Source organism: Desulfosporosinus sp. OT (assembly GCF_000224515.1).
Lineage (GTDB): Bacteria > Bacillota > Desulfitobacteriia > Desulfitobacteriales > Desulfitobacteriaceae > Desulfosporosinus.
Genome location: NZ_AGAF01000036.1, coordinates 1 through 494, shown reverse-complemented (window position 1 = coordinate 494; position 494 = coordinate 1). Strand labels below are relative to the sequence as shown.

At 51.4% G+C, this 494-nt stretch carries 1 protein-coding gene; it reads left to right on the top strand.

Annotated elements, in window-relative coordinates; genetic code table 11:
• Positions 1–402 (top strand): tyrosine-type recombinase/integrase (locus tag DOT_RS02820; protein ID WP_009613902.1); only part of this gene is annotated, 402 nt, incomplete at its 5' end.
• Positions 403–494: the final 92 nt, after the last annotated feature.

The window sequence follows — 494 nt, the reverse complement described above, 5'->3', positions numbered from 1 at the left end:
TTATTTATTCTGCGAAGTGATCTTCCGTCACAGGTATTTATTCGCGATAAGCTCATGGAGCGGCGTAACCGTCGCACAGGAAGGACAGAGAAAGCGCGGATCTGGGAAGTGACGGACAGAACGGTCAGGACCTGGATTGGGGAGGCGGTTGCCGCCGCTGCTGCTGACGGTGTGACGTTCTCTGTTCCGGTCACACCACATACGTTCCGCCATTCCTATGCGATGCACATGCTGTATGCCGGTATACCGCTGAAAGTTCTGCAAAGCCTGATGGGACATAAGTCCATCAGTTCAACGGAAGTCTACACGAAGGTTTTTGCGCTGGATGTGGCTGCCCGGCACCGGGTGCAGTTTGCGATGCCGGAGTCTGATGCGGTTGCGATGCTGAAACAATTATCCTGAGAATAAATGCCTTGGCCTTTATATGGAAATGTGGAACTGAGTGGATATGCTGTTTTTGTCTGTTAAACAGAGAAGCTGGCTATACGTGTCGT